Consider the following 24,458-nt stretch of genomic DNA (forward strand, 5'->3'; position numbering starts at 1 on the left):
GCAAAAAGGCAGAGGAGGCGTCTCTGCTTTTCTTAGAACACCAATATTTTGTCTACAAACGCTTTCTAGGAATATAGGGTTGAGTCAACGGAAACGCCGAGCATGAAAAAGAAGAAGATTTCAGCCGTGATACTGAGCCGCTTTTCTTCGCCGGAAGCGATTGATCATATCATGGTGCAGAAGTTTGTAAGGGCATCCCCTCTTTATCGCCAAGAGCAGGATCCAAATAGTTCTAATATTAGTTTTTCGCGGCAAACCATGACCATCTGGATACTTCGCGCAACGGATGACCGGTGGGCACCAATCTGCGATGAAATGCACCGCAGACTTATGCAGGCGGAAGTCCTGTATGCGGATAAAACTACTCTTCAGATTCTGAAAAAAGACTAAAAAAGGAGCAAATTTCAGGAGTTCACACAAGAGCAGGATATTTCAATGATAACTTTGAATGGATACTTAACCATCCACAAGCAGACTCACTGGCATATCCCGCGGTGAAACATGGCGTTTTACTTGCCGCACTGATATCTGAAGAGGGCTATCCACACAATAATATTCCCCCCTGTATGGAGACCCTGTGCTGATGAAAATACCAGCCCTGCATCCATACGCCATACCAATCGCATGGGCTGCAGTCTCGCCACCTCAGGACGTATTTTAGATGTTCGATCTGCACGAGTTGCGAGCTTTGGCTCTGTATTCCTCACTCATCCACCAGACGGCAATAGATCTGCATCACTGTGTGACGATGTTTTCGAGTCAGCTTTCTGTCCCCTCCCAGCCTTTTGTCCATACAGTTCCTTTACGCTCAAGTTTTCCTGATATGCAATATTTCTGTACCGTCTGAAAACTTTATCCCGCCCTCCGTGATATTTCTCGCAGACTTAGTCTTTGATATAATCTACCTGAACCCTTCTTAATTTCCGCTACCGCCTTTAGTCTTCGCCAAACTAAGGGCACCTGTTTTTCTGGTGTTGATAACGTCTCTTTTTTCCCCGACCTATTTCAAACTTTTGCGCACCTTTTTTACCGACAATACTTACACATGGAAAAGACCGGAAGCGCAAGCATCCGGTCTTTTCCATATATCTGTTGTATTTATTTCCCCATCATAATATGGAGTATTTCAATGTCGGTTTCGTGCATACCCACGCGTCCTACACGTCCCATACTCTCTATTGTTTTCTCAACTGTATCTTTTACAATACCTTCTCCCGGTTGAAATACATGCCCCTTTTTGGCCATATCAAGGCCAAGCAGCGCACACTCTACCGCAGAGGCGATTTTTGTCGCACAGGAGGATTTCGCACCGTCACACACCATGCCGCCAATCGTTGCAATCGTATTTGTGATCGTCCACGATACCAGTTCATATGACCCACCAAGCATATAAGCAATCCCAGCCCCTGCTCCACAGGCTGCACTGACCGCTCCACAATAGGCGGATAGACTTCCAATATACTTTTTCTGATGGATTGCAATCAAATTAGCCGCCGCCAGAGAGCGGTACAGGCGCTCCTTACCAATACTATAGGCTTTGGCATATTCCACCAGCGGCATAGTAATTGTGATACCTTGGTTTCCGCTCCCAGAGTTAATTACTACTGGTAAGGGACATCCACTCATGCGTGCATCGCTACCCGCTGCCGCTGCCGCTTTCGCTCTCGTATGTAGGTCCGCTCTTCCCGTCTCCAGCAGCACACGGCCAGTTTGTGCACCATAGCTTCCTTTAAGCCCCTCTTGAGAAATCGCGGTGTTGCATTCCACCTGCCTTCCGATTATCTCCTCGATATCTGCAAATCGGACTGTGTCCGCAAACTCCAGAATATTTTTTACGGTAAGAAGCGATTTATCTCCGGCCTGTTCGCTATCTTGTTGAAGCGCTCCATCAGAAAATAAGATGTCACCGTCCTTGCAGATTTGCGTGATATGATTATGCCGGTCTTTTACTTCCACCGACGCCCAATGTCCCTCCGTATCAGTCAACCGGACTTCAACATATAGATTTTCTACCCCTTCGGCCAGTGTACAGGTGCAAAAACCCGCCCGCAGCAAAGCCTTTGTCCTTTCAATATGCTCTGGCCGCACGGATTCCAGCACCTGCAATTCACGCGATGCATCCCCACCTACGACACCCAGCACAGCCGCTACGTCTATCCCGCGCATCCCCCCTGAATTCGGGACCGTCACGCCCATCACGTTCTTGACAATATTTCCACTGCAGCGCACAACGCATTCTGCCGGCTCACTCCCCAGCGTTTCACGTGCCCGTGCTGCGGCATAGGCGATTGCGATTGGTTCGGTGCAGCCCAGCGCGACCATCAACTCGCTTTTCAATATCGCCAGGTAGTTGTCGTAAAGCTTACGCTCCATAGCGTCTTCCTCCAATATTTCTCATTCCCAGTGGAAAACTGCTTCCTCTACCGATATCCTCTGCGGCGGATATGGTGATTGGTCTGGGAATCCTACATCCACATAGGTCGTCATTCGAATCTCCTCCGGCAATCCCACATGTTCCCTGATGCGCTGTTTCATCTGCTCGCTTGTGAAAGTGAGCCAGCATCCGCCCAGCCCATAGGCATGTGCGGCAAGTACAAGATTCTGCCCTGCGGCCCCGGCATCCAAAAGCTGGTTGCTCTCTGGCATGACTGGATTGGCACGGTACACGCGCATATCCTGTAAAAGCACGATATGTACCGGCCCCCCTGGGATATCGCTTCCGCGGAACAGGCCTGGACAGTTTTCTTCACGAATTACAAGATACCGTATTGACTGCAAATTGCATGCATGTGCTGCCCACAACCCTGCTTTCAGCACCTTCTTAATCAACTCGTCCGGTACTTTTTCCTCACTCCATTCCCGCACCGAACGGCGCTCATACAGGACACGCTCAAATCCTTGCCGTGCCTCCTCAGATAGGGGAGCAGGCGCGTAAGGCGTCAAATCAAGGTTTCCTCCTTGTATCAATTCCTCAGCAAACGATAACAGCTTGGATGCAAATACATACTCAGGCAGAGTTTCAGGCAACCCTCTTTCCCGCCAGACTTCCATAAACAGTCGTGCGGTTTTTGGTTGATCCGCCGACAGCGTCCGTCCCCGGTATGCAGCCGCATACACCTGTATCTCCATGGTATGATGGCAGCGTTCTCGGAATCGGGCGCGAAATTCGGTTTCATCCATCGACAAAAGCTCTTCTTTGGTTTTATTGAACGCAGCCGAGAAGTTGATCTTATCACTCATTTCTGCACACTCCTTTTCATACCTGCATCCAAGCCGACCTGTGCCAGAACGGCCGCGCCGTTGACCAAGGCCTGTTCGTCGACATCAAAGCATTCATGATGATGGGGCCAGCATTTTCCTGTTTCCTCATTGCGTGCGCCAACGAATACATAACATCCCGGTATCCGCTCCAGGAACCATGCGAAATCCTCTCCACCTGTGGTTTCTTTCAAATGTGCAAGCGCGCTGTCGCCGAACAATGTTTTGACTGCTTTGCGCGCGATCTCGGTCGATGCCGCTTCATTGATCGTTGCAGGAGTGCAGCGGCGGTATTCAAAACGGCAGGTGGTTCCATAGGCCTGTGCGGTCGTGCAGGCGATTTGCTCCAGCCTCCGCTCCACTGCGTCGCGCACCGCTGGCTGGAACGATCTTACCGTTCCCGAAAGCTTAACCTCGTTGGCAATAATATTCGACGAGGTTCCACCGGCGATCGTTCCGATCGTCACGACGGCTGGCTCAAGCGGATCCACGGTACGGCTCACAACGGTCTGCAAGGCGTTTACAATTGCACAGGCGGCCACGATCGCATCGGCTGACTGGTGCGGCTGCGCACCATGTGCGCTTTTTCCTTCCACCGTCAGGTAAATGTTGTCCGCGCTCGCCATGCGGGGGCCAACCTCCGCCGAAATCATGCCGACCGGAAGGTCGATCCATACATGAGCCCCAAAAATCTGCTCGACATCTGCAAGCTGGGGTAACGTATACATCGCATGAGCCCCTTCTATTACCTCCTCTGCCGGCTGAAAGATTAACTTGATCGTGCCGCAAAGCTCATTTTCGTGCGCTTTCAAAATCCGTGCAGCCACCAAGAGCATGGCAACATGGCAATCGTGTCCACAGGCATGCATGACACCCTGATTTTCAGACGAATATTCTGCCTTTCCCTTTTCCGTAATTGGCAGCGCATCCATATCCGCACGAAGCCCTACCACTGGGCCAGACCGCTCGCCCCGCAGCACTGCGATCACACCCGTACCACACACCTTTTCATAAGGAATTCCCAGCTCATCCAGCTCGCGGCAGATGACGCCCTGTGTACGGGTTTCTTTCCAACTCAATTCTGGATGCCGGTGGATATCACGCCGCAGGCTAATCAGGCGTTCCTGATGCCGCCCAGCCTCTTCCAAAATATTCATACCATTTCTCCTGTTTACTGGGTAGTTATAAACTGTCCGCCGCCGCAAACCGCCAGCATATCGCCCGTGATAAACGAAGCACGGTCGGAGGCAAGGAATACCGCGCCATTCGCCACGTCCTCCGGCGTACACATCCGCTTCAGGATATAGCGGTTACGTGTTTTTTGCCTTTCCGCCTCCGGATCGGGAGCATTTTCATAGCGCATTTTTGTCATCGGCGTCTCTGTCAGGCCGGGCAGAATACCATTGACGCGCACCCTCGGTCCACAGTCGACTGCCAAGCAGCGGGTCAGCATCTCCACCGCCGCTTTGGACGGGCAATATGCAACCCGTTCCGGGATACATTTCACACCCAGCTCGGAGACGATATTGATAATTACCGCATACTCTGAGCAGCGTATCGCGTCGATCGCCGCTTTAGTCATGGTGTACACACCGAATACATTGATCTCAAACTGGCGTCGAAATTCTTCGACCGATGTATTATCGATTGTGCCAATCCCCGTCACACCTGCACAATTAACCAGAATATCGACATGCCCAAATTTCTCCTGACAACCCTTTACCACCGCGGCGGCCTGTACCTCGTCACAAATATTCGCTTTCTGGTAGGCAAAATTCTCATCTGTGATATCCGCACACGTCTCCAGACCACATCCATATACGAACGCACCCTCGTTCAGGTAAAATCGGGCTATCACCGCACCAATGCCGGAGCTGGCCCCTGTTACAATTGCTACCCGCTTTTCTAATTCCAAGCCTCATCTTCCTCTCTTTGTTCCAGATAAGGATATCCTCACAGGAGGGTCCTATGAGGATATCCCCAAAACACATTATTACAGGAAACGCGCGACATATGTCCAGGCAGAATATACATTAAAAGCCAGAATGATAATACCCATCAGCGTGGTATACCATTTGTTCTTATACTCACCTGCAAACTTTTTACTGCTCGTGAAGAATGTCAGGATGCAGATGATCACCAATCCACCCACATTCAGCAGGCCCATTACATTGACCAACAGGTTCATGGCATTGCCGCCCGAAAGGCCGCCGATCAGGCTAATAACAATACCGATCAGAATCAGCCGGCGGACCTTGATATCCGAGTTATCCTCACTGATATGGCACAATGAGTTAATGCAGTAAGACGCCAACGTGCTCATACCGCCGATTGTAGTAAAGACCGCGCCCCAGAAGCCGGCAACAAAAATATAAGTACCAAAGGAGCCTGCCAGCGGTTCGATCGCTTTCGCTGCGTCAAGAGCAGAATCCACCTGAATCCCCGCAGGATGCAGCACTGCTGCACCGGAGAGGAAGATACCAAGGCTGAAGATCGTAAACATGGTTGCAAAAACGATCTGGTCATATTTGATGAAGCCCAGCGCCGAGGGCTTATCCCATTTCTGATTTTTCACCGAGTACGAATACCAAAGCGCCGAGGTGCCTGGCGCAGAACCACCGATTATACCCGCGATAATGACGGCCTGCTCTACACCGGACGGCAGCTTGGGGATAATGCCGGTCGCAAGCTGTCCTGCATCCGGCCGGACAAAAAACACATTGATAAAGAATATAATTGCCATCAGGGTACACATGACCGATGCGATTTTTATAATCCGGTTATTTGAGCTGGCCACATACAAATACGCGATAATCAGGATAGTCACCACATACACGATGGATGCTGCCTGCTCGCCAAACATGATATCGTTTAAATGGCGCATTGTGGAACCCTGGCTATAAATAACCATATACCATGTACACAGCACAACGATGAACAGGATGGTAGAGGCTACCTTGCCGATTTTCCCCCGGATAAAGTCGAACACATTCTGTCCGGAGATCGCTGTTACTTTTGCGCCGATATACGCCACGCCGCCGCACATGATACCACTTAAAACAACCACCCACAACAAGTCATAACCAAACAAGGAGCCTGCCTGAATACAGGATGTTGCTGTGCCAGGTCCCATTGAAGTGGAGCAAATCATGGAAGCCGGTCCAACAAACGCCATGATATACAACAGCTTTTTAATCAGTCCGCCTTTTGGAAGTTGAAAGTCATCTACGTTTTTCTGCGGTGTCTGGTTCGCCATGCTACTTTCCTCCTTTAATACCCACTTAATCTTTTTGTGAAATGATCTATTTTGTCACCAAATCCCGTATTACGACACGCCCTGCAGCCGGTGCCAAATGGAGTTCCTGATATCCGGTTACCGGTGTAAGACAGGCAAGCCGTACCTTACCATTTACCGACAGCGTACACCGTCCGCAAATACCATGATCGCATACGCTGTGATGGTAATACGCCAGGGTCGAATCACAATGAAGCGAAATATGGTTAAGCAGCCCCATTACCGTCATACCCTCACAGGCTGAATTCTCGACTTCAAAGGTATCCGTCCGCCGCAGTCCGGTATCCGGATCATACCGGTCGATTAACACTTTCATTCGATACGCCCCTTTCTCATCGTTTATATTTCAGGGCGGGATCCAGGAAATATTCGATCACGTTTTCCCGTTTGCCCGTCGGCAGCGGCATGCGATCCACAATCGGCCTGCGTATTTCGGTTTTCATTTCGCCGCCCTCGTCATGGTGAACATATTTTATCAGATAATTATCATGATCCACCTGCGGATAATCCTTGCGGATGTGACATCCGCGGCTTTCCTTACGCTCGATTGCTGCCAAAATACCTGCCTTACAACAGGTCAGAAGATTCTGTGTCTGCAGTGCGCCGAGCCATTCCAGATTGTACGCTCTGCTCTGGCTGACCAGCGTTACGTTTTTCCACTCTGCCTCCAGTTCTTCTATGCGCCGCAGCGCCTTTTTCAGTCTCTCCTCACTGCGAATCAGCCCGAAGCCCTCATCACATGCTTTCTGTATTTCCTCATAGAGCGTCAAGGCGTTCATTCCGCCTCGATGTTCAAAAATACCAAATATTTTGTTTAAGCATTGTGCTGACTGTGCTTCATCCAGAGCATGGAGCTTGCTTTGCTCCGCATATGCCGCAGCATTCCGGCCCGCACGCATTCCTTGGCACATCATCTCCACAAGGCCATCCCCTACTCGGCAGGCTCCGAACACGCCGCTGCCTGCTTCTCCCGCGACGTACAGACCATCTACGCCTGTCTGCATCTGGTCGTCAATTTCAACGCCGCCCATGCAGTACTCCGCGCCAATACCAACCTCAATCGGTTCGTCTGCAAATAGCATCCGCTCGACCGTTGCCAGACTCTCACCCTTGTAGTACCCATGCCTGTGCCACCGGTCAAACCGGTCATAGAAAATCTTTAGTCCTGCCTCTTTCTCTTCGCGGCTATTGGCAGAATAGTCGTAGAAGAATCCCCCATTCGGCCCCGCCAATCCTTGATCCGCCGCATAACCGAAATAATAGGAGGTGACCAGTTTACTCAGCTTTCCTCCACGAGACAACTTAACGACCTCCTCCGGTATAGGCAACGGATCGCCGTTTTTGTCCCTGATCGTGTATTTGAGATTGCGCATGTTATACTCAAACACATAAGGATAGATCGAGCCTCTCATCTCCTGCGGCACCACCGCAGTCGGGAACGAAAGGATAAATTCCATATCTGTCAGCCGGGCGCCGGCCCTGTACGCCATTGCCGGCCCATCCCCAGTCATATCAGTCACGGTGTTGTTCATCGAAAACGGCATATAGCCGCCGGTTCCAATTACAACAGCCTTTGTGCGGAACAGAACCGCCTCGCCAGTATATATGTCTATACCAACTGCGCCGCAGACCGTTTTTTCATTTGTGAGCACTTCAACGATCATCATGTCTTCAAACGTCTGAATGCCTGCGGTTTCTTTCAACCCTTGTACCAATGCTTTGGTAAAGCTCAGTCCGGAGGCAATCCAGTTGGCTGGCGGACAGCAGAAGAAGTCCTGTCCCGCTCGCTCGGCCCATCCCAGATAATCTTTCATCACGATCGGCCCGTCGTCGACATACTGCCGCACCATATTTTGGTCTGCCAGATAAAATGATTCTTTCACAATACAGTCGAACAGTCGTTCCTTCGTAAAAGAGGGGTCAGCAAAATCCAGGTGCAGCAGGTTTTTGCCGCTCTCTCCATCCACACCAAAGCCGCCTCCGGCCATGATCGCATTGCCGCTCACTCCAATTTTCCCCTTGGAAACCAAGGCAACTCGCGCGCCAGCACGCGCAGCATAAACTGCAGCTGTGATGCCTGCACCAGAGCCGCCGACCGCAACGACATCAGTCTCTATAATACGCCCAAAATCCTGCAGCATAAAAACACTCCTCAGTCTCCGATGCCCTCATAAGCAGGCATCGCGTCATAATCAATATCCGCATACTCGAGCACCAAGTCATGCGCTGCCTTGCCGTATTCCTCTTTGTAGTCTTCCATTGCCAACGCAACGGCATTTTCTCCGTCTTTGCCAAATGCGGAGACAATCGCCTGCCGCATCGCACTATACAGATGGCCTACATGATATTCCCACGGCATTTTTGCTTTTCCGCCAATTTTGTTCCGTTTTTCTGCAAACGCCTCCATCCGTTCTGTCGACACACCGCAACCGTCAAAAATAAAATCGCAGAACTCATCCCCCAGTGTCCGGTTCGCCAGCAGCTTCAGTTCCATTCCGTTATAACCGCGTGCCAGCGCTGCGTCTACATCCTTGCAGTAATAGCTTCCGTACTCCAGCAGTCCACGCTTACTCCATTCGGTATACCACGGGCAGCAATGGTTTTCCATATGTACCTCCGGTGCATATTGCGGGAAACGAAGATCCATTTGCCCTGGGAAAGCCTCCCATTCGCCATAAACCAGATAGTTTTCCACATCGAGCGGATTTCCATCCGCCTGCGTGCGCAGCGCCATGCGGCGCCCCCGCTGCTCACCATAATGCCTTACACCAGCCGTTACCGCAGCCTTGCCCGCCTCTCCAAAAGCATCTATCGTCCGTTTTGCCAAATAGGCAAACAGCATTGCGTGATGGGATGCCGACGAAAGAATAACATCCATAGAAAAACCTCCCTTTTGAAAATCAAACACACTTCTTCATCCCAATGTTTGCATCTGTTCCAGATAAAGCTGCAGAAAGTGCAATATTTCCTCCCCCTTTTCTTTTGATACCGCTTCCCCATACTGTTCCATCACGCGATCCATCGCCTCATGGTAGCGCTTATGCCCTTCATACGCCTGTACTCCAAGCTCTGTCAGATGGAAGTATACTTCCTTTTGATTACTTACATATTTGTAGCGGCGCAGTAGTCCAATTTTCTCGAGCTTTCCAACGCTTTTGGACACAGCACCTTTCGTCAATCCCAGCTGATTAGAGAGCTCCGTCAGATTGAGCGCTCGGGTCGCCGCAATGCATTCTATCGCATGAATCTCGGACGGATACAACTCCACCCCTGGGCAGTATTCATGTTTAGAGCGCTGCAAATTGGTATAGCAGTTAAAGAGGCGAACCATAATTGTTTCTGTTTCCTGGTAAAAGTTTTCCACATTTCCACCTCTTTTTATTTCCTGTTAAACAAAATATAACACCACCCGCTTGATCTGTCAATCTCTTTTCTATCCTATTATATTTTTCATATATTATGACAACTTTTCATTTGTTTATTTGTGATAAAGTAACATATTTCGTTTTATTTTTGTATATGCATATTCTTATTTATTATTTATTTTTTCTCAAGAAATTTTTTCAGGAGGCGTACCCTCTCACATCACACAAAAAATACCACAGGCCATATGCCTGTGGTATTTTCCTTCCTATTCATCGTTCTCCCTGATCACGCAGTTTAAACCTGTCGATCAGTCCTTTCAGCATCTGCGCCTGCCCCGACAATTCCTCACTTGCCGCAGCCGATTGCTCTGCAGTTGCGGAATTAGTCTGCACAACACTGGATATCTGGTCAATCCCCTGCTGGATCTGCACGATCGAATCACTCTGCTTCTCCACAGCTACAGCCACCTCATCCATACCAGATACCGCGCTTCCTGCAGAGTCCAGCACACGGGAGACGGCTTCCGTCACACTCTGCATTATTTCTACGCCATCATCTACCGCGCAAATCGATCTTTCCACCAGCTCCTTTGTCGCTTTTGCCGCTTGGTCGGATTTGGAAGCAAGGTTCCGCACTTCGTCTGCAACGACTGCAAAGCCTTTCCCTGCCGAACCAGCGCGTGCGGCTTCCACCGCCGCGTTCAGGGCAAGTATATTCGTCTGGAATGCAATGTTTTCAATTGTGGCGATAATCTTCCCGATTTCCTGTGAAGCTTCGGATATATTCTGCATAGCTTCGCTCATTTTCGCAATGGATTCATTGCTCAACTTCAGTTCCTCGCCTGCATGATCGACCGCATCCTTAGCCTTCAGCGCCATGGCAGCCGTATGCCGACTACCATTCGAAATATCGTCGATCGTGGCAGACAGCTCCTGTACCGCGCTCGCCTGTTCGGTTGCTCCCTGCGCAAGCGCCTGTGCGCCGTTGGATACCTGCGCAGAACCAGCCGCCACCTGATCGGCCGCTCCATTAATGCGGTTCAACGTATCGCTCAGCGTACGGTTAATCTGCCGTACCGCCAGCAAAATGCTTTGGTACGCGCCTACATAGTGTGCTTCTTCCCGTGTGTGAATACGGAAATTGCCGGCGCTCATCTCATTCAGAAGATAATTGATGTCCCCAATGATTGCTTTCAGACTTTCCACCATATCCTGAAAGGCTTTTGACAGGCTTCCTATCTCATCCTGAGATGATGCATCAAGGTGGATATCCAGATCGCCTTCGGCAATCCCTCTTGCGGCCTGAACCACATGCTGCACCGGTGCCAGCATACGTTTCAGCACCATGGTAACCGTCAGCAGGATCAATACGAGCGCCAGTGCGGAAAGAAGGAGAAGAAGCATGGTGGTACTACGGACAGCCCGCTGTGCATCTGACGTATACAGTCCGGTCGAGGACCACCATGTTTCGCCCCCTACTTTAACAGGGCAATAGAACACCGTCGTTTCTGTACCGTCCGGACGTTCTTTCTCCATCGAGAACGCAGTCTGTGCGGCCATACGATCGGACAATTCCTGCTTTTGCTTCTCATCCACCGTAAAATCCGTCACAATATTTTTGCCCACATCATCCAGCGTCTCACTGTCCCAGACAATGCTGCCGCTGCCGTTGCATATCGTTACCCACATTGAGGAATAGTTATCGCTCGATGTTTTAGTTTCCGCAAAAGCATTGAGGTCCACGCTGGCTATTACCGTACCCAGCACCTTATTGTTATGCAGGATCGGCGTTCCATAGGATACGACCAGCCCCTCCCCATACGAATATGGCTGTGAAATATAGGATCGTTTTTCCTGCACTGGTATCATGTAGGAAGCTTCCTTCGCATAATCTTCATAAGACTGATAGGGGGTAAACGAAGAATCCACGGTATTGGTATCAATATAAAAGCCATAATCCCGTATATCGCTTTCAAACGCATACGGTTCAAACATAACGCCAACACCGATGATGCCATTGTTCTCTTTTACCAGATTGCGCGCCGTTTGCACAATAAACTGCTCCGCACTGTGCGAGATAGGCGTCAGGTTTTTCCCGCTATACAATTCACTCTGAAACAACGCCGCCGCTTCCGGTGATTGCGGCACGGTATTTTCCTCCGGCTTCTGCACCGCTTTTTCAAAGGCGTCCTCCATATAGTTCTGCATTCCCTGCGCCGCATTTTCTACCGAATTGAAAATATTCTGAACTGCTTCTCCGTTTGCTTCTGCCAATGAGGACAGTTCGCCAGAAATCCCTTTTTGAATAGCCGACTGCGTCGTAAAGACCGTTACCGCTACCAGCGCCCCCAAAGCAACAAAAAGTGCCATGCCAATCCAGATTGCCAGCTTGGACGCCAGCTTCAGTTTTTTCAATATGTTCTCCCCCTATCAAGATATATAGATAATATCGTCAATTTGTCAAAAAAGTTTAGTTTTCTTAATCGGCCTTTGAGCAAAAAAGCAAAGCGGCCGTATCATTGAAATACGGCCGCTTTGCGGATATGAAAAAAGTTGTAACAAGCGAACTATCCAATCAATAAATCAGGTTTACCAAGCCGGTCGAGAAAACTGGAACAAAGGTCAAGGCGAGCAAGCATCCGGCCAGCAACAGATAAAACGGCACTGCCTCCTTGATAAAATCCTTTGTTTTACATTCTGTGACGCCGCAGGCTACGAACATCAGCGTTCCCATCGGCGGCGTAAACGCGCCGATCGCATTGGCGAAAATAAATACCATCGCAAAATGGATGGGATCCAGCCCATACGCTGCCGCTGCAGGCGCGAACAACGGAACCAGGACAATCATGCTGGCATTGCCCTCGACAAACATGCCTACAATAATCAGGAATACATCCACCGCAACCAAGAAAACCCACTTATTGTCGATCACATTGATCATCCACTCGGTAAATTGCTGAGGGATCATCTCCTTGGTCAGAATCCATGAGAACGTGGACGCGGCGGCAACGATCAGCATGATAGAAGATGTCGTCGTCAACGTTTCCTGAAGCCCCTGTGCAAATTGCTTTGCGCTCAGGTCATGGTAAAGGATGCCCAGCAGAAGCGAATACGCGATAGCCACCGCACCGGCCTCAGTCGCGGTGAAAATGCCCAGACGCACGCCGCCGATAATAATGATAGGCAGGCACAGCGGCAAAATCGCAGGTTTGAAAGAAGACCAGAACATATCGCCGGTCATTTTCGTGGTGCGGAGCGGCAGGTACTTACGCTTCCTCGAGATCAGGGATACCATGAACATCATCGTAATGCACAGCAACAAACCGGGTCCGATTCCGGCGACGAACAGCTTACCGATCGATACGTTGGCAATACAGCCGTACAGGATCAGGCCGATTCCGGGCGGGATCAGCGGGGTGATCATAGAAGACGCTGCGGTCACAACCGTGGAGAAAGACTTGCTGATCCCTTTTTTCTCCATTTCTGGGACAAGCATTTTCGCCTCCATTGCGGCATCAGCCAGCGCGGATCCGGACAGTCCGCCCATCAGCGTGGAGAGCAGGATATTGACCTGGCTTAGACCGCCGTACATGCGGCCGGTCAGTACCGAGCAGAAATCCATGATGCGCTTGGTGACACCCGTATAGTTCATCAGGACACCCGCGCATACAAAGAACGGGATCGCCAAAAGAGTAACGCTTTCCGCGCCCGTGATCGCCTGCTGCGCGAACACGGCCGAGTTAATGCCCGGGCTCATGACGAAATACACGATTGACGCACCCAAAACCGATGCAAACACCGGTACTTTCATAAATAAAAGAACAAGCAGCGCAATGACCATCATAACGACAGGAGTATTCATGATTATGCTTCCTCCTTTTCGTTTTGAGCCGGGGTAAGGAATACTTTCTTTACGGTTTCATAAGTATAGCTGATCAGCATGAGGATGATGGATACCGGCGCTACTCCGTAAATCACGGAATAGGGCGCCATCAAAATCGGCGTTTTGCGACCCGTGCGGGCCAGTACGCTGATAAATTCCAGGCTGCGGAAGAAGAAATAAATCAGGATCGCATACATCAGGATCATGATCAGCACTTCTATCACACGCTGCACCTTTTGCGGAAATGCATCCACCAATATTTCGATCGCGACATGGCTCTTGGTGTGGAACGCGACGGGCGCGGCCAGGAAGGTGATCCATACCATGCACGCAACCTGCACTTCTTCCTCCCAGGTAAACGGACTGTTGAACAAATACCGCGCAAGCACGCCGAAAAATGTACATGCAATCAGGATTACTAGGATCGCCGCAGCCAATACAGCCTCCACCTTGACCAGTGCGTCCAGCACTTTTTTCATTATATTGCCCTCCTGCTTCTGTGCGATCCAAAGGTTTATTTGCCCATTGCCGCTTGTACCGTGTCGTACAGGCCTTCGCTCCAGCCAAAGGTGTCGCCCATTTCATAGAAGGGCTGCGCGGCTTCTTTCCACTCGGCAAGCTGGTCGTCGGTCAGTTCGGTGATCTCGACGCCTGCGTCCACCAGCATCTGACGGTATTCCTCATCAGCCTGCTCCTGCAGTTCGTTGTTATAAAGGCCGGCTTCCTCGGCAGTGCTGTAGAGCAGCTCCTGCTGCTCCGCAGAGAGCGTGTTCAGGAAATCCGTTCCAATGCACCAGGTCGTAAAGTTCTTGATATGGCCGGTCATCAGGATGTACTTGGCGACCTCCTGGAAGCTCTGGCCGTACAGCGTGCTGAGCGGGTTCTCAACGCCATCGAGCGTGCCATTCTGAAGCGAGGTGTACACATCGCCCAGCGCCATCGGCACCGCGGTGGCACCCAACGCATTGAAACCCTCCACATAGATCTGGCTGCTCGCCAGACGGATCTTCTTGCCCTTGATATCAGCAGGCGTCACCACCTTGCTCTTGGTCATCAGCTCACGCTCACCATAGATCCAGTTGGACGCAAGGATGGTCAAGCCTTTTTCCTTCAGCTTTTCACATTCGTCCGCATACCAGTCGCTGTCCAGCAGGGTCCAGACATCCTCCCAGGTATCGAAGAAGAACGGGCCGTACAGGATGCCCATATCCGGCAGGCCGTAATCTGCGTAGAACGCGCCATCGGCAATGGTGATGATGTTTTCGCCCATTACCATCTGGTCGATCAGCTCACTCTTACTGCCGAGCGCGCTGTTTGCGAACAGCTCCAGCTTCATGGTACCGCCGCTCTGCTCCTCTACCAACTCGGCCCACTTTTCCACCGCCTGGCCGATCGGCTCTTCATTGGTGTTTTCAAAGCCCACCTGAATCGTAACCGGAGACGCCGCATTCGCGGCGCCCGCGCTACCCGTGCCATCCGCAGTGTCCGTGTTTGGGGTGCTGCTGGAGCAAGCCGTTAACGATCCAAGGCACATCGCCAAGGCAAGCAAAGCTGCAAAACGTCTTTTCATAGGTAATTCCTCACTTTCTTTTCCTCTTGGTTTATTCTCTTCTAAAATCAAATTCCGCTTTCACGATTTCTGCGGAATGTTGATCCATGTCCTGAAATGCGGCACCGGCGTCTGCGATCGGGTAGGCGCGGGAAATCAGCTTGGTCAAATCGACAAAGCCGTCCTTTACCAGCTTCATGGTCGCGGCAAAATCCGCTTTTGTCGCGCCGCGGCTCCCGAACACATTAAGCTCCTTGCGCTGCAGCTCCAAAAAATTGAAATCGGCGTTATGCTTCGCGACACCGATGACCACCATCCGCCCCTGGCTTGCCGCAGCTTCCACACAGCCCAAGAAGGTCGACGGGGCTCCAACCGCTTCAATGGTGACGTCAAAGCCGTCGCCGTTTGTGATCTTCTGCACATACGCCCGTAGGGCGTCGGGGCTGTCGTTCACGAAGCTCCCGCTGAAACCGAACTCGCGCTCTGCCAATTCGAGCTTATCCTTTGCAATATCCGTGATGTGGACCTCTGCCCCAAAGCTCCGCGCGGCCACGCCGGCCAAAATACCAATCGCACCCGCACCGATCACCAGTACCTTATCGCCTGGCTGTACGTCCGCGCGGCTCACACCGTGATAGCTGATGCAAAACGGCTCGATCAGCGCAAGAGACTCCGGCGCGATCCCCTGCCCGTCATACAGGCGTTCTACCGGCATGGTAAAGTATTCGCTGAATGCGCCTTCACGCTGCACACCCATTGTCTGGTTATTAACGCAGCAGTTTACAAAGCCGCGGCGGCAGCTATAGCATTTGCCGCAATTGAAATAGGGATTGCCCGTCACGACCATGCCCGGCCGGATACCATACGGATTATCCTCAACCGCAACGACCTCAGCCGCGAACTCATGCCCAATCGTGCGTGGATAGCTGACATAGGCAGACGCACCCCGAAACGAGGCCAGGTCACTCCCGCACACGCCGCCGACCAGCATTTTCAAAAGCGCCTCTCCTTTTGCCGCTTCTGGGCGCTCCTGTTCATCCGTTACTGCCTTCCCGGGCTCGGTGATTACAATGGCTTTCAAGTAAATCGACCTCTTTTCAATCAAAGCATAGGGGTTACTTTACTTCTGTCATGAATTGGGGCAGGAAACGGAAGCCCCAGCCGTCCCCCTCACGCTGCAGGGCAAAGCCGTTTTGAATGGTCATCGGCTCGTCAATAATGGCGTCGATCCAGTCAAAGCTCTCCGCACCATAGGGGTTGGAGACCGTAGCCAGCAGCGGCACATCATAGTCCTTGTAGTAGTGCGGCAGCACCGGAATGTTGTAGGCGTTGGCGAGCGCCGCGCTGTCCCGCCAGGCTTCTACGCCGCCCAGGCGGATCAGGTCCGGCTGCCAAAGGTCAAGCGCGCGCCGGCCGATCAGCTCGCGCAGCGCCACGGTACTGTATTCCCGCTCTCCCATGGCAAGGCTGATATGCGTTTTCGCGTGAATGGTCGCGTAGCCCTCAAAATCCGTGTTGACGACCGGCTCCTCGAACCAGAAGATACCGATGTCCTCCACCAGGCTGATCAGCTTGATCGCACTGGGTACGTCCATCCCCTGATTCGCGTCCATCATGATCTTCAGTTCGGGACCCACCGCTTCGCGGACCAGATGCAGGCGACGGATATCACGTTCCATATCCGGACTGCCAACTTTGATCTTGACGGCAGTAAAGCCTCGCTTCTTATAGTCCACAACCTCTTCGACCAGCTCCTCATCGCTATAACTGAGCCAGCCGCCGCTGCCGTATACCGGAATGGGCTTCCTGTGACAGCCAAACATGCGGTAGATCGGCTGTTTGTTCATACGGCTCCAAACGTCCCACAAGGCGACATTGAGCGTGGCCAGCGCCCAGCGCTGTAGGCCGACGATGCCGAAATACTCGCTCTCGATCTCGTAATCTTTCTGTATCTGCGCGGTTTCATATACGCGGTAGTCGCGCTCCAAAACAAAGCGTCTCAGGTCTTTCAGCGCACCCTCAATAGCATTGGGGCTGTAATGGAAGCTTAACAGGTAGCCCTGACCGATTTCTCCGCTGGCGCTCTCTACCTCCAGCACATAGAACGCGATCTTGCTGATGTCGTGCGTCGCATCCGCGATCGGCTTACTGATTCTGCTGACCGCCTGGTAAATATGTATGTCCTTGATAAGAGTTTTCGAAGCATCCATAGATAGATATTCCTTTCTGATCTTAGAGTGAATAATGGCCTTATTGATATATCGCAGATATTATAAAACAGAAATAAATATATTTCAACCGTAAAATATCAAATTAACCACTTGCTTTTTTACCAAAGTTTTTGTATGATAATTGTAAGTTCTGTCAGAAGACTGGGGCAGCGCTTCCGACGGTAAAAAATAGGAAAAGGGGTATTTTTGTGTCGGGAAAACGAGCGAAATCTATGGTTGCCGAGGCGCATAGATATCTTTATGAAAAAATCGTTTCCTGTCAATATTTGCCGGGACAGGCGATCAACGAAAAGGAGCTGTTGGATGAGACTGGCTTTGGCCGGACGCCTCTGCGCGAAGCGCTTCTGGCATTACAAAAGGAAGGCCTGGTGGAGATTTTCCCGCGCAAGGGGATGCGGATCGCCCCCTATACCGAAAAGTCAGTCGTCGAGCTGTATCAGGCACGGAAGCTTATGGAACCAAACATAACAACCGAATATAAAACGCTTTATTCCAAAGACAAGCTGCTGGATTTTCAAACACAGTTCCAGCACTCCGACACGCTGACCGACCTAGCACGGTTCAACCTAGATGCTGATTTCCACTCTTACCTGATAGCTATTACGGGCAACTCCATATTGATCAATATGTACCAGTCCCTCATGGTGCAGCAGGTGCGTCTGGGCATGTATGCCGTGACCCGATCATCGGCCACCCGCTCGGACGATTTGAAGCAGCACGTCGCCATCATCGACGCGTTGCTGCGCGAAAACGAGGAGGATGTGCGTGACGCGATCATCGTACACATCAATCACTCCATGATTCGCTCACTGAACGCGATTCGGGACACATGAAAACAGAAAAGGACGGGGAGCATATCCAAATATGCTTCCCGTCCTTTTTGTCCATTTATAAAATGCCGAATTTCGCGAACGCTTCCGTGGCGGACATCCCTTCTTCGATCGCTTTTCGTACAAGCTTTTCACCGGACGCCTTTTCGATTGCTTTTCCGATGCACTCGGCCGCGGCCTCGCGCGGGATAATCAGCACACCGTCGATATCCGCGAATACGACGTCCCCATCGTGAATCGTGACCTGTCCGATTTCAATCGGGCAGCGGAAGTCCACTACATTGGTGCGAATGCTGGAATCCTGCGCCCACCGGTCCTTGGCAAATACAGGAAAATTTTGGCTGAGGACTTGCGGCGTATCCCGCGTATAGCCATCTACGACTGCGCCGGCGGCGTGGCGCGCTTTGGCTGTTGCGGTCAGCAGCTCCCCCAGAGCGCACTGTTATGCGCGCCAGTAGCCAAATACACGTCGTTTGGCCTCAGCTGGTCGAGCGCTTCGGTAAGGTAACCGAACGGCTTTTTCTGTGGGCAAAATACGTCCTGCTCTAACACGGTGCAGGCTCGTCCAGCAATTTTCATATCCGGCCGGAGCGGATGCAGATAAGGAGGAAGAAATTGATGGGCAAAGCCCATCGCATCCAGAATATCCCCTACAACCGGCGTATACAGCTTGTCTTTCATCAGGGAGAACATCTCGTCGTCATTTTGAAAATGTTTCATGAAGCATGCTCCTTTTACAGAAAAAATGTTGCGAAAAGAATTCTGATATATCACTTGTATTATAATATCTGTTGTGATATAATTCAAGCAGTTTTTTCGAAGGTGTTTTAATTTCTTTGACAGGAGGCTTGATTTATGGTTATTGCAAAATTTGAAACATGGTGGATCGACCGGGGAAAGTGCCTGTTTGATGAAAAGCGCCAGGGCGGCGCCAAAATGGGCTGGGATGTCATTGCAATCCGGCTTACCACCGATACGGGCATTGAAGGCATCTCCACCTGTATGGCGGCGCGTAGCGGCGGCGTCAGTGAAAGCTATCTCCACGACAGCATCGCGCCTGTTGTATTGGGACGGGACCCGCATGACAGAGAGGCTATTTTCCACGATCTGTGGAACATCGACCGTCATGAGGCCTTTTTCCCTGTATTTCTCCCGGGACCGGTAGATGTGGCCCTGTGGGATATCTGCGCGAAAGCTGCGGGGCTGCCGCTTTACCAATACATCGGGGCATATCGGACGAGCCTGCCGGTTTACGCCAGCGGAAACTTCCACGGGACTGTACAGGAATATGTGGACGAAGCGGTTTACTACAAAAGCCAAGGCATCCCCGGCTATAAGGCCCATCCGGGCGGTCCGGTATCATTTGATATGCAGGTGCATCAGGCGATCCGCGATGCGGTAGGACCGGATTATGTGCTCATGAGCGACCCTGTGGGCGAATACACCATGGGAGATGCCATCCTGGTGGGGCGCCAGCTCGAGCACCTGGGCTATAAATGGTTTGAGGAACCCTTCCGCGATTTTGAGCTGTACAAATACACCGAGCTGTGCCGCGCCCTGGATATCCCGATTGCAGCTACGGAAACCACACGCGGCTGTCATTGGGGGGTTGCGCAGGTGATTGCGCAGCGCGCGGCGGATATTGTGCGCGCAGATGTGAGCTGGAAAGACGGCGTTACGGGGACACTGAAGATCGCCCACATGGCGGAAGCTTTCGGCATGAATTGCGAGCTGCACACGACAACGATGAACTATATGGATCTGGTCAATGTGCATGTAAGCTGCGCGATCCGCAATTGCGAGTATTTTGAGTATTTTGTACCAGAAGATAATTACCGCCTGCCCATGAAAGGCAACCTTCCCATCCACAACGGTGTCATCACCGTGCCGGAAAAGCCCGGAATCGGCACTGAACTAGATTGGGAGTTGATTGAAAAAAGCTGCCACAGCTACCGCTTTCAGGAAATTTAAGAAAGGAGATTTATCATGAAAGCCTTGGAAGGACGTATCGGCATCGTTACCGGAGGAAGCAGCGGAATTGGGTATGCCATATCCAATGTACTGGCAGAGGCGGGCGCAACCGTGTATGCGGTAAGCCGTACCGGAAAAGTAAAGGACGGAATGCCTGCCAGCGCGCTGGGGGTAATCCATGTGCAGGGTGATGTCACGAACGATGCGCGCATGCGCGAGATCGTCGAGCAAGCCAGCGGAAAACAGTCGTTGGATTTTCTGGTCAACAACGCAGGCATCACAAAAAAATGCCGGGCCGAGGATTTCCCAGCAGAGGATTTTGCACATATCCTGCAGGTGAACATCCACAGCGTCTTCCGTCTCTGCCAGTTATGCTACCCGTATTTGAAAAACAGCCGGCATAAGGGGCGCATCGTGAGCATCAGCAGCATGGCCGCGCATCTTGGCTTTACCGAAGTGGTCCCTTACTGCACAAGTAAGGCAGCAGTATGCGGCATGACCCGCGGTCTCGCGGTAGAATGGGCGAATGACAACCTCTGTGTGAACAGCATTGCCCCGGGCTGGTTCCCCAGCGAAATGAGCAAGCAGGTCATGACACCGGAACGGAAAGCCGCCATCCTGGGCCGAATGCCGGTGCATGCGTTTGGCGATACCAGAGATTTAGGCGAAATGACAAAATTCCTGCTGAGTGATGGCGCAAAATATATCACAGGACAGGATTTTGCTGTGGATGGCGGCGCGCTGGCATACGGATTCTGATGCAAGGCACAGGTTGCCATCTATCTGTGTCTTTATCCTCCGCAAAAATAAATGAGAGCGCCGCTCCAGCCCTTAGAACTGGAGCGGCGCTTTTTATATTTGCGTAAGTTTCCAAGGCAGAGCAGGTCAAAAGCCATGTGCATGTGCAGCCGGACGGCAACATCTTGCCAGCCGTTCATTCCATCGCGGCGGTTTGCTCCGCGCCGCTGGCCAGAAACGCTGCGACCCGCCGGCCGACCCGCCGCATCAGCACCAATGCGCAGACCAGCGCTGCGCCCTCGGCGATTGGAAACGCAGACCATACCAGCAACTCCGCGTTCGGCAAGCGAGTGAGCAGCCACGCAAGAGGAAGCGCGACCACGATCAGGCGGATGAGCGACAGCACAAGCGACTGCACGCCGCAGCCAAACGCCTGGAATATCCCTTGGAACGCGATGTTCGCCCCCGCAAACAGATAGCCGGGCGTGATAATGCGGATGGCATAAATACAAAGCTGCCGCGCCTCCTCGGATACCGCAAAAATCCCGATCAGTTGATGCGCGAACACCTGCAACGCGACAGCGCCCGCGCCCAGAATCACCAGTGTATACAGCATGCCGTACCGTATCCCACTGTCCACCCGCATTTTGTCCCGCCGACCAAAGTTGTAGCTGATGATCGGGATCATCGCGTTGTTCATACCGAACGCCGCAAAAAAGACAAACTGCTGGATCTTATAATAAATTCCATAGGCAGTCACCGCGGCGGTCGAAAGCGACCCCAGGACAATATTCACTCCGTAGGTCATAAAAGACATCAAAGCCTGCATGATAATGGCCGGAATGCCGATTTTATAGATCTCCTGAATAATGGAACGCTGCGGCGCCAGATACCGCAAGCTGGTGTCAAAATACTTCCGGTTCGCCGCGGTGTGAAAGAGGAAGCCCAGCATAAGCGATACGAACTGCCCGATAACCGTCGCATACGCGGCGCCATCCACACCCATGGCCGGACAGCCGAACCAACCGAAGATCATAATCGGATCAAGGATGATATTAACGACCACACCGGACATCTGTGCAATCGTGGCTAACATGGTGCAGCCGGTCGCCTGTAGCAGCTTTTCATAAATCATGTAGACCACGCAGCCGAACGACAGAACCGAGCAGATGCGCAGATAGCTGCTTGCCAGTTCTATCACCAGCGCATCTGACGTTTGCGACCGGATATAGACCCCCACGCCGAGCAGTCCGAACAGCAGGAACACCGCATAGGTACAGCAGCTCAGGAAAATGGAATTGCCGGATATACGGCTGCTTTTCTCGCGGTTCCCCTCCCCCAGGTTACGGGAGAGCAGCGCATTGGTGCCGACGCCAGTACCGACGCCGATCGCCACGATCAGCATTTGGATCGGGAACGCCAGCGTCAGCGCATTGACCGCGTAATCGCCCAGGTTCGGCACCGCCGGATCGGTCATGCAGCTTACGAAATAGCTGTCCACAATGTTATAAAAGGCCTGTAGCACCATGGACAGGATCATCGGCACCCCCATCGTGAACACCAGGCGGTTCATCGGAACGCTCCCCATTTTGTTACTCACGTTTTCTGTTGTTTTCATGGTTCCTCCTTTTTCTTCCAAGGGAGACTTTTGGGGGAAAGCTGCCATAACCCGTTTTTTTGATTGCACCGCACAAAAAAAGTGTAAACCCGATCCGGATTTACACTTTGCAGCCACTCGATTGATATAATTATAGCAATCTTTTTCTATTCTGTCAAGCGCACAAAAGGGGCTTCTCATGTAGTGATTGGTGATTATCTCTATATTTCCTTTTGTTTTTTCGTCACTTTCACAACCACTTATCAGCCACAACAAAAACTTCAACCAATTTTACATATATTATGGTTCTTTTATTGTTTTATTCCGGTTATTTTGCTGATTGACGCGGCATATTGGGTATGGTATATTGGTTTTTGCAAGCAAGAAATAACAATCATATAACCAAGATATTACACATTTTAACCCGCAACTATTTTGTTTTCCGCTTGCCCGAACGTGCAGACAAACCGTTCCCGATCCCCGAACCGGCCGGAAGATCGACCCTTGTCCTGCTGTTCGGTATAGACACAGGCTGAACGCCGGCGCTCCGTCGGCATGGCAATAAACATCAAACCAGAAGGAGACTTGAACATGGATTTCCAGTTGACCCGTGAGCAGCAATTGGTTCGCCAGATGATGCGTGACTTCACTGAAAACGAAGTAAAGCCCATCGCCGCCGAAACCGATAAAACCAGCACCTATCCGCGCGACACCATCGAAAAGCTTTTCGATATCGGCGTAATGGGTATGATCGTTCCCGAACAGTACGGCGGCGCCGGTGCGGACGACACCTGCTCCGCTATCGCGATTGAGGAGTTATCCAAGCAGTGTGCTTCGACCGGCGATATCCTGGCCACCCACAACGGTCTGTGCTGCGGCCCGATCATGGCGAACGGCACTGAGGAGCAGAAGCAGAAGTACCTCCGCATGCTGACCAAGGGCCACAAGGTCGGCGCGTTCGCACTTACCGAGCCAGATGCCGGTTCGGATGCCGCCAAGGGTACCTGTGTTGCCGAACTGCAGGGGGATCACTATGTACTCAACGGCTCCAAAATCTTTATCACCAACGGCTATGTAGCGGATGTGTTTGTCGTTTTCGCCATGACCGACCGGAGTAAGGGAACAAAGGGTATCTCCGCTTTTATTGTGGAAAGCTCGTTCCCCGGCTTCTCCGTCGGCAAGCATGAGGAAAAGCTCGGCCTGCACGGTTCGCCCACGGCGGAGATCGTGTTCACCGACTGCATCGTCCCTAAGGAAAACCTGCTCGGTGCAGAGGGTAAGGGCTTCAAGATCGCGATGCAGACGCTGGACGGCGGCCGTATCGGCATCGCTGCACAGGCGCTCGGCATTGCGGAGGGGGCCATGGAGGAATCCATCAAGTTTGCCAAGACGCGCGAGCAGTTCGGGCGCCCGATCGCCAAATTCCAGAATACCCAGTTTGTTTTTGCCGACATGCACGTCGCCATTGAAGCCGCCCGTCTCCTCACCTACAAGGCGGCTGCGGTCAAGGCATCGGGCGCGCGCTTCACGCTGGAGGCGGCGACCGCCAAGCTGTTCGCCTCGGAAGCGGCAATGAAGATCACCACCAAGGCGGTCCAAATCCATGGCGGCTACGGCTATACCAAGGATTACCCTGTCGAGCGCATGATGCGCGACGCCAAGATCACCGAAATTTACGAGGGAACGAGCGAGATCCAGCGCGTCGTAATCTCTGGCAACATTCTCGGCAAGTAAGAAAAGG

General features: G+C 51.8%; 23 protein-coding genes. 5 read left to right on the forward strand and 18 right to left on the reverse strand.

The genetic code is table 11. The features are described 5' to 3' along the window. Positions 1 to 102 precede the first annotated feature (102 nt). Positions 103 to 390: an IS66 family transposase gene (locus RX717_RS13035; RefSeq protein ID WP_107631646.1), complete on the forward strand. Its 288-nt coding sequence runs from the start codon at positions 103 to 105 to the stop codon at positions 388 to 390. A gap of 708 nt (positions 391 to 1,098) precedes the next feature. Here the strand turns inward: RX717_RS13035 and RX717_RS13040 are convergent. The 15 genes from RX717_RS13040 to RX717_RS13110 all read right to left on the reverse strand — a co-directional run bounded on the left by RX717_RS13040 (position 1,099) and on the right by RX717_RS13110 (position 17,560). Then, a complete protein-coding gene (locus tag RX717_RS13040) occupies positions 1,099 to 2,373 on the reverse strand; it encodes an L-cysteine desulfidase family protein (protein WP_107631645.1) in 1,275 nt (424 codons plus the stop codon). Positions 2,374 to 2,394: 21 nt separating this feature from the next. Then, positions 2,395 to 3,240, reverse strand: coding sequence for a nitroreductase family protein (locus RX717_RS13045; protein WP_054328219.1), 846 nt, complete (start codon positions 3,238 to 3,240; stop codon positions 2,395 to 2,397). Next, the gene (locus tag RX717_RS13050) at positions 3,237 to 4,415 is read right to left on the reverse strand and encodes a M20 metallopeptidase family protein (RefSeq protein ID WP_054328218.1); all 1,179 of its coding nucleotides are present in this window, start codon (positions 4,413 to 4,415) and stop codon (positions 3,237 to 3,239) included. The genes RX717_RS13045 and RX717_RS13050 overlap by 4 nt, the downstream gene beginning before the upstream one ends. Positions 4,416 to 4,429: 14 nt before the next feature. Then, positions 4,430 to 5,173: an SDR family NAD(P)-dependent oxidoreductase gene (locus tag RX717_RS13055; protein ID WP_107631644.1), complete on the reverse strand. Its 744-nt coding sequence runs from the start codon at positions 5,171 to 5,173 to the stop codon at positions 4,430 to 4,432. Positions 5,174 to 5,251: 78 nt separating this feature from the next. Beyond that, entirely contained in the window at positions 5,252 to 6,514 is a 1,263-nt protein-coding gene (locus RX717_RS13060) for an Nramp family divalent metal transporter (RefSeq protein WP_054328216.1), read from the reverse strand. 46 nt (positions 6,515 to 6,560) lie between these two features. After that, complete coding sequence (locus RX717_RS13065; protein ID WP_082397373.1) at positions 6,561 to 6,869, reverse strand: 2Fe-2S iron-sulfur cluster-binding protein; 309 nt, start codon at positions 6,867 to 6,869, stop codon at positions 6,561 to 6,563. A gap of 16 nt (positions 6,870 to 6,885) precedes the next feature. Further along, the gene (locus RX717_RS13070; RefSeq protein WP_107631643.1) at positions 6,886 to 8,694 is read right to left on the reverse strand and encodes an FAD-dependent oxidoreductase; all 1,809 of its coding nucleotides are present in this window, start codon (positions 8,692 to 8,694) and stop codon (positions 6,886 to 6,888) included. A gap of 11 nt (positions 8,695 to 8,705) precedes the next feature. Continuing rightward, the gene (locus RX717_RS13075) at positions 8,706 to 9,431 is read right to left on the reverse strand and encodes an L-2-amino-thiazoline-4-carboxylic acid hydrolase (RefSeq protein ID WP_107631642.1); all 726 of its coding nucleotides are present in this window, start codon (positions 9,429 to 9,431) and stop codon (positions 8,706 to 8,708) included. Between the two features lie 36 nt (positions 9,432 to 9,467). Further along, positions 9,468 to 9,917, reverse strand: a complete 450-nt coding sequence (locus RX717_RS13080; RefSeq protein ID WP_054328213.1) for a MarR family transcriptional regulator — start codon at positions 9,915 to 9,917, stop codon at positions 9,468 to 9,470. 271 nt (positions 9,918 to 10,188) lie between these two features. Beyond that, positions 10,189 to 12,333 carry a methyl-accepting chemotaxis protein gene (locus tag RX717_RS13085; protein WP_242977915.1) on the reverse strand — a complete coding sequence of 715 codons (2,145 nt, stop codon included), beginning with the start codon at positions 12,331 to 12,333 and terminating at the stop codon, positions 10,189 to 10,191. A 160-nt stretch (positions 12,334 to 12,493) separates the two neighbouring features. Continuing rightward, entirely contained in the window at positions 12,494 to 13,780 is a 1,287-nt protein-coding gene (locus tag RX717_RS13090) for a TRAP transporter large permease (protein WP_054328212.1), read from the reverse strand. Positions 13,781 to 13,782: 2 nt separating this feature from the next. Continuing rightward, positions 13,783 to 14,280, reverse strand: a complete 498-nt coding sequence (locus RX717_RS13095) for a TRAP transporter small permease (RefSeq protein ID WP_054328211.1) — start codon at positions 14,278 to 14,280, stop codon at positions 13,783 to 13,785. 35 nt (positions 14,281 to 14,315) lie between these two features. Continuing rightward, positions 14,316 to 15,371 carry a C4-dicarboxylate TRAP transporter substrate-binding protein gene (locus tag RX717_RS13100; protein ID WP_107631640.1) on the reverse strand — a complete coding sequence of 352 codons (1,056 nt, stop codon included), beginning with the start codon at positions 15,369 to 15,371 and terminating at the stop codon, positions 14,316 to 14,318. A 31-nt stretch (positions 15,372 to 15,402) separates the two neighbouring features. Beyond that, the gene (locus RX717_RS13105; RefSeq protein ID WP_107631639.1) at positions 15,403 to 16,431 is read right to left on the reverse strand and encodes a zinc-binding alcohol dehydrogenase family protein; all 1,029 of its coding nucleotides are present in this window, start codon (positions 16,429 to 16,431) and stop codon (positions 15,403 to 15,405) included. Between the two features lie 34 nt (positions 16,432 to 16,465). After that, positions 16,466 to 17,560, reverse strand: a complete 1,095-nt coding sequence (locus RX717_RS13110) for a mandelate racemase/muconate lactonizing enzyme family protein (RefSeq protein WP_054328208.1) — start codon at positions 17,558 to 17,560, stop codon at positions 16,466 to 16,468. Between the two features lie 209 nt (positions 17,561 to 17,769). Here RX717_RS13110 and RX717_RS13115 point away from each other — a divergent pair, with 209 nt between their 5' ends. Further along, on the forward strand, positions 17,770 to 18,414 hold the full coding sequence (locus RX717_RS13115; RefSeq protein WP_242977913.1) for a GntR family transcriptional regulator: 645 nt from the start codon (positions 17,770 to 17,772) through the stop codon (positions 18,412 to 18,414). Positions 18,415 to 18,469: 55 nt separating this feature from the next. Here RX717_RS13115 and RX717_RS16050 read toward each other — a convergent pair whose 3' ends face one another. Both RX717_RS16050 and RX717_RS16055 read right to left on the reverse strand, forming a co-directional pair. Further along, positions 18,470 to 18,844, reverse strand: coding sequence for an RraA family protein (locus RX717_RS16050; protein ID WP_442908809.1), 375 nt, complete (start codon positions 18,842 to 18,844; stop codon positions 18,470 to 18,472). Next, positions 18,829 to 19,131, reverse strand: coding sequence for a hypothetical protein (locus tag RX717_RS16055; protein ID WP_442908773.1), 303 nt, complete (start codon positions 19,129 to 19,131; stop codon positions 18,829 to 18,831). Before RX717_RS16055 ends, RX717_RS16050 begins: the two co-directional genes overlap by 16 nt. Before the next feature lie 135 nt (positions 19,132 to 19,266). Between RX717_RS16055 and RX717_RS13125 the strand changes: the two genes are divergently transcribed. Both RX717_RS13125 and RX717_RS13130 read left to right on the forward strand, forming a co-directional pair. After that, positions 19,267 to 20,382: an enolase C-terminal domain-like protein gene (locus tag RX717_RS13125; RefSeq protein ID WP_054328205.1), complete on the forward strand. Its 1,116-nt coding sequence runs from the start codon at positions 19,267 to 19,269 to the stop codon at positions 20,380 to 20,382. 15 nt (positions 20,383 to 20,397) lie between these two features. Continuing rightward, the gene (locus tag RX717_RS13130) at positions 20,398 to 21,141 is read left to right on the forward strand and encodes an SDR family NAD(P)-dependent oxidoreductase (RefSeq protein ID WP_107631638.1); all 744 of its coding nucleotides are present in this window, start codon (positions 20,398 to 20,400) and stop codon (positions 21,139 to 21,141) included. Positions 21,142 to 21,316: 175 nt separating this feature from the next. On the opposite strand, the gene RX717_RS13135 is transcribed toward RX717_RS13130, so the two are convergent. Continuing rightward, positions 21,317 to 22,738, reverse strand: a complete 1,422-nt coding sequence (locus RX717_RS13135; protein ID WP_107631637.1) for an MATE family efflux transporter — start codon at positions 22,736 to 22,738, stop codon at positions 21,317 to 21,319. A 570-nt stretch (positions 22,739 to 23,308) separates the two neighbouring features. Between RX717_RS13135 and RX717_RS13140 the strand changes: the two genes are divergently transcribed. After that, positions 23,309 to 24,451, forward strand: a complete 1,143-nt coding sequence (locus RX717_RS13140) for an acyl-CoA dehydrogenase (protein ID WP_107631636.1) — start codon at positions 23,309 to 23,311, stop codon at positions 24,449 to 24,451. Positions 24,452 to 24,458: the final 7 nt, after the last annotated feature.

The organism is Intestinibacillus sp. NTUH-41-i26, from assembly GCF_032769475.1.
GTDB lineage: Bacteria > Bacillota > Clostridia > Oscillospirales > Butyricicoccaceae > Agathobaculum > Agathobaculum ammoniilyticum.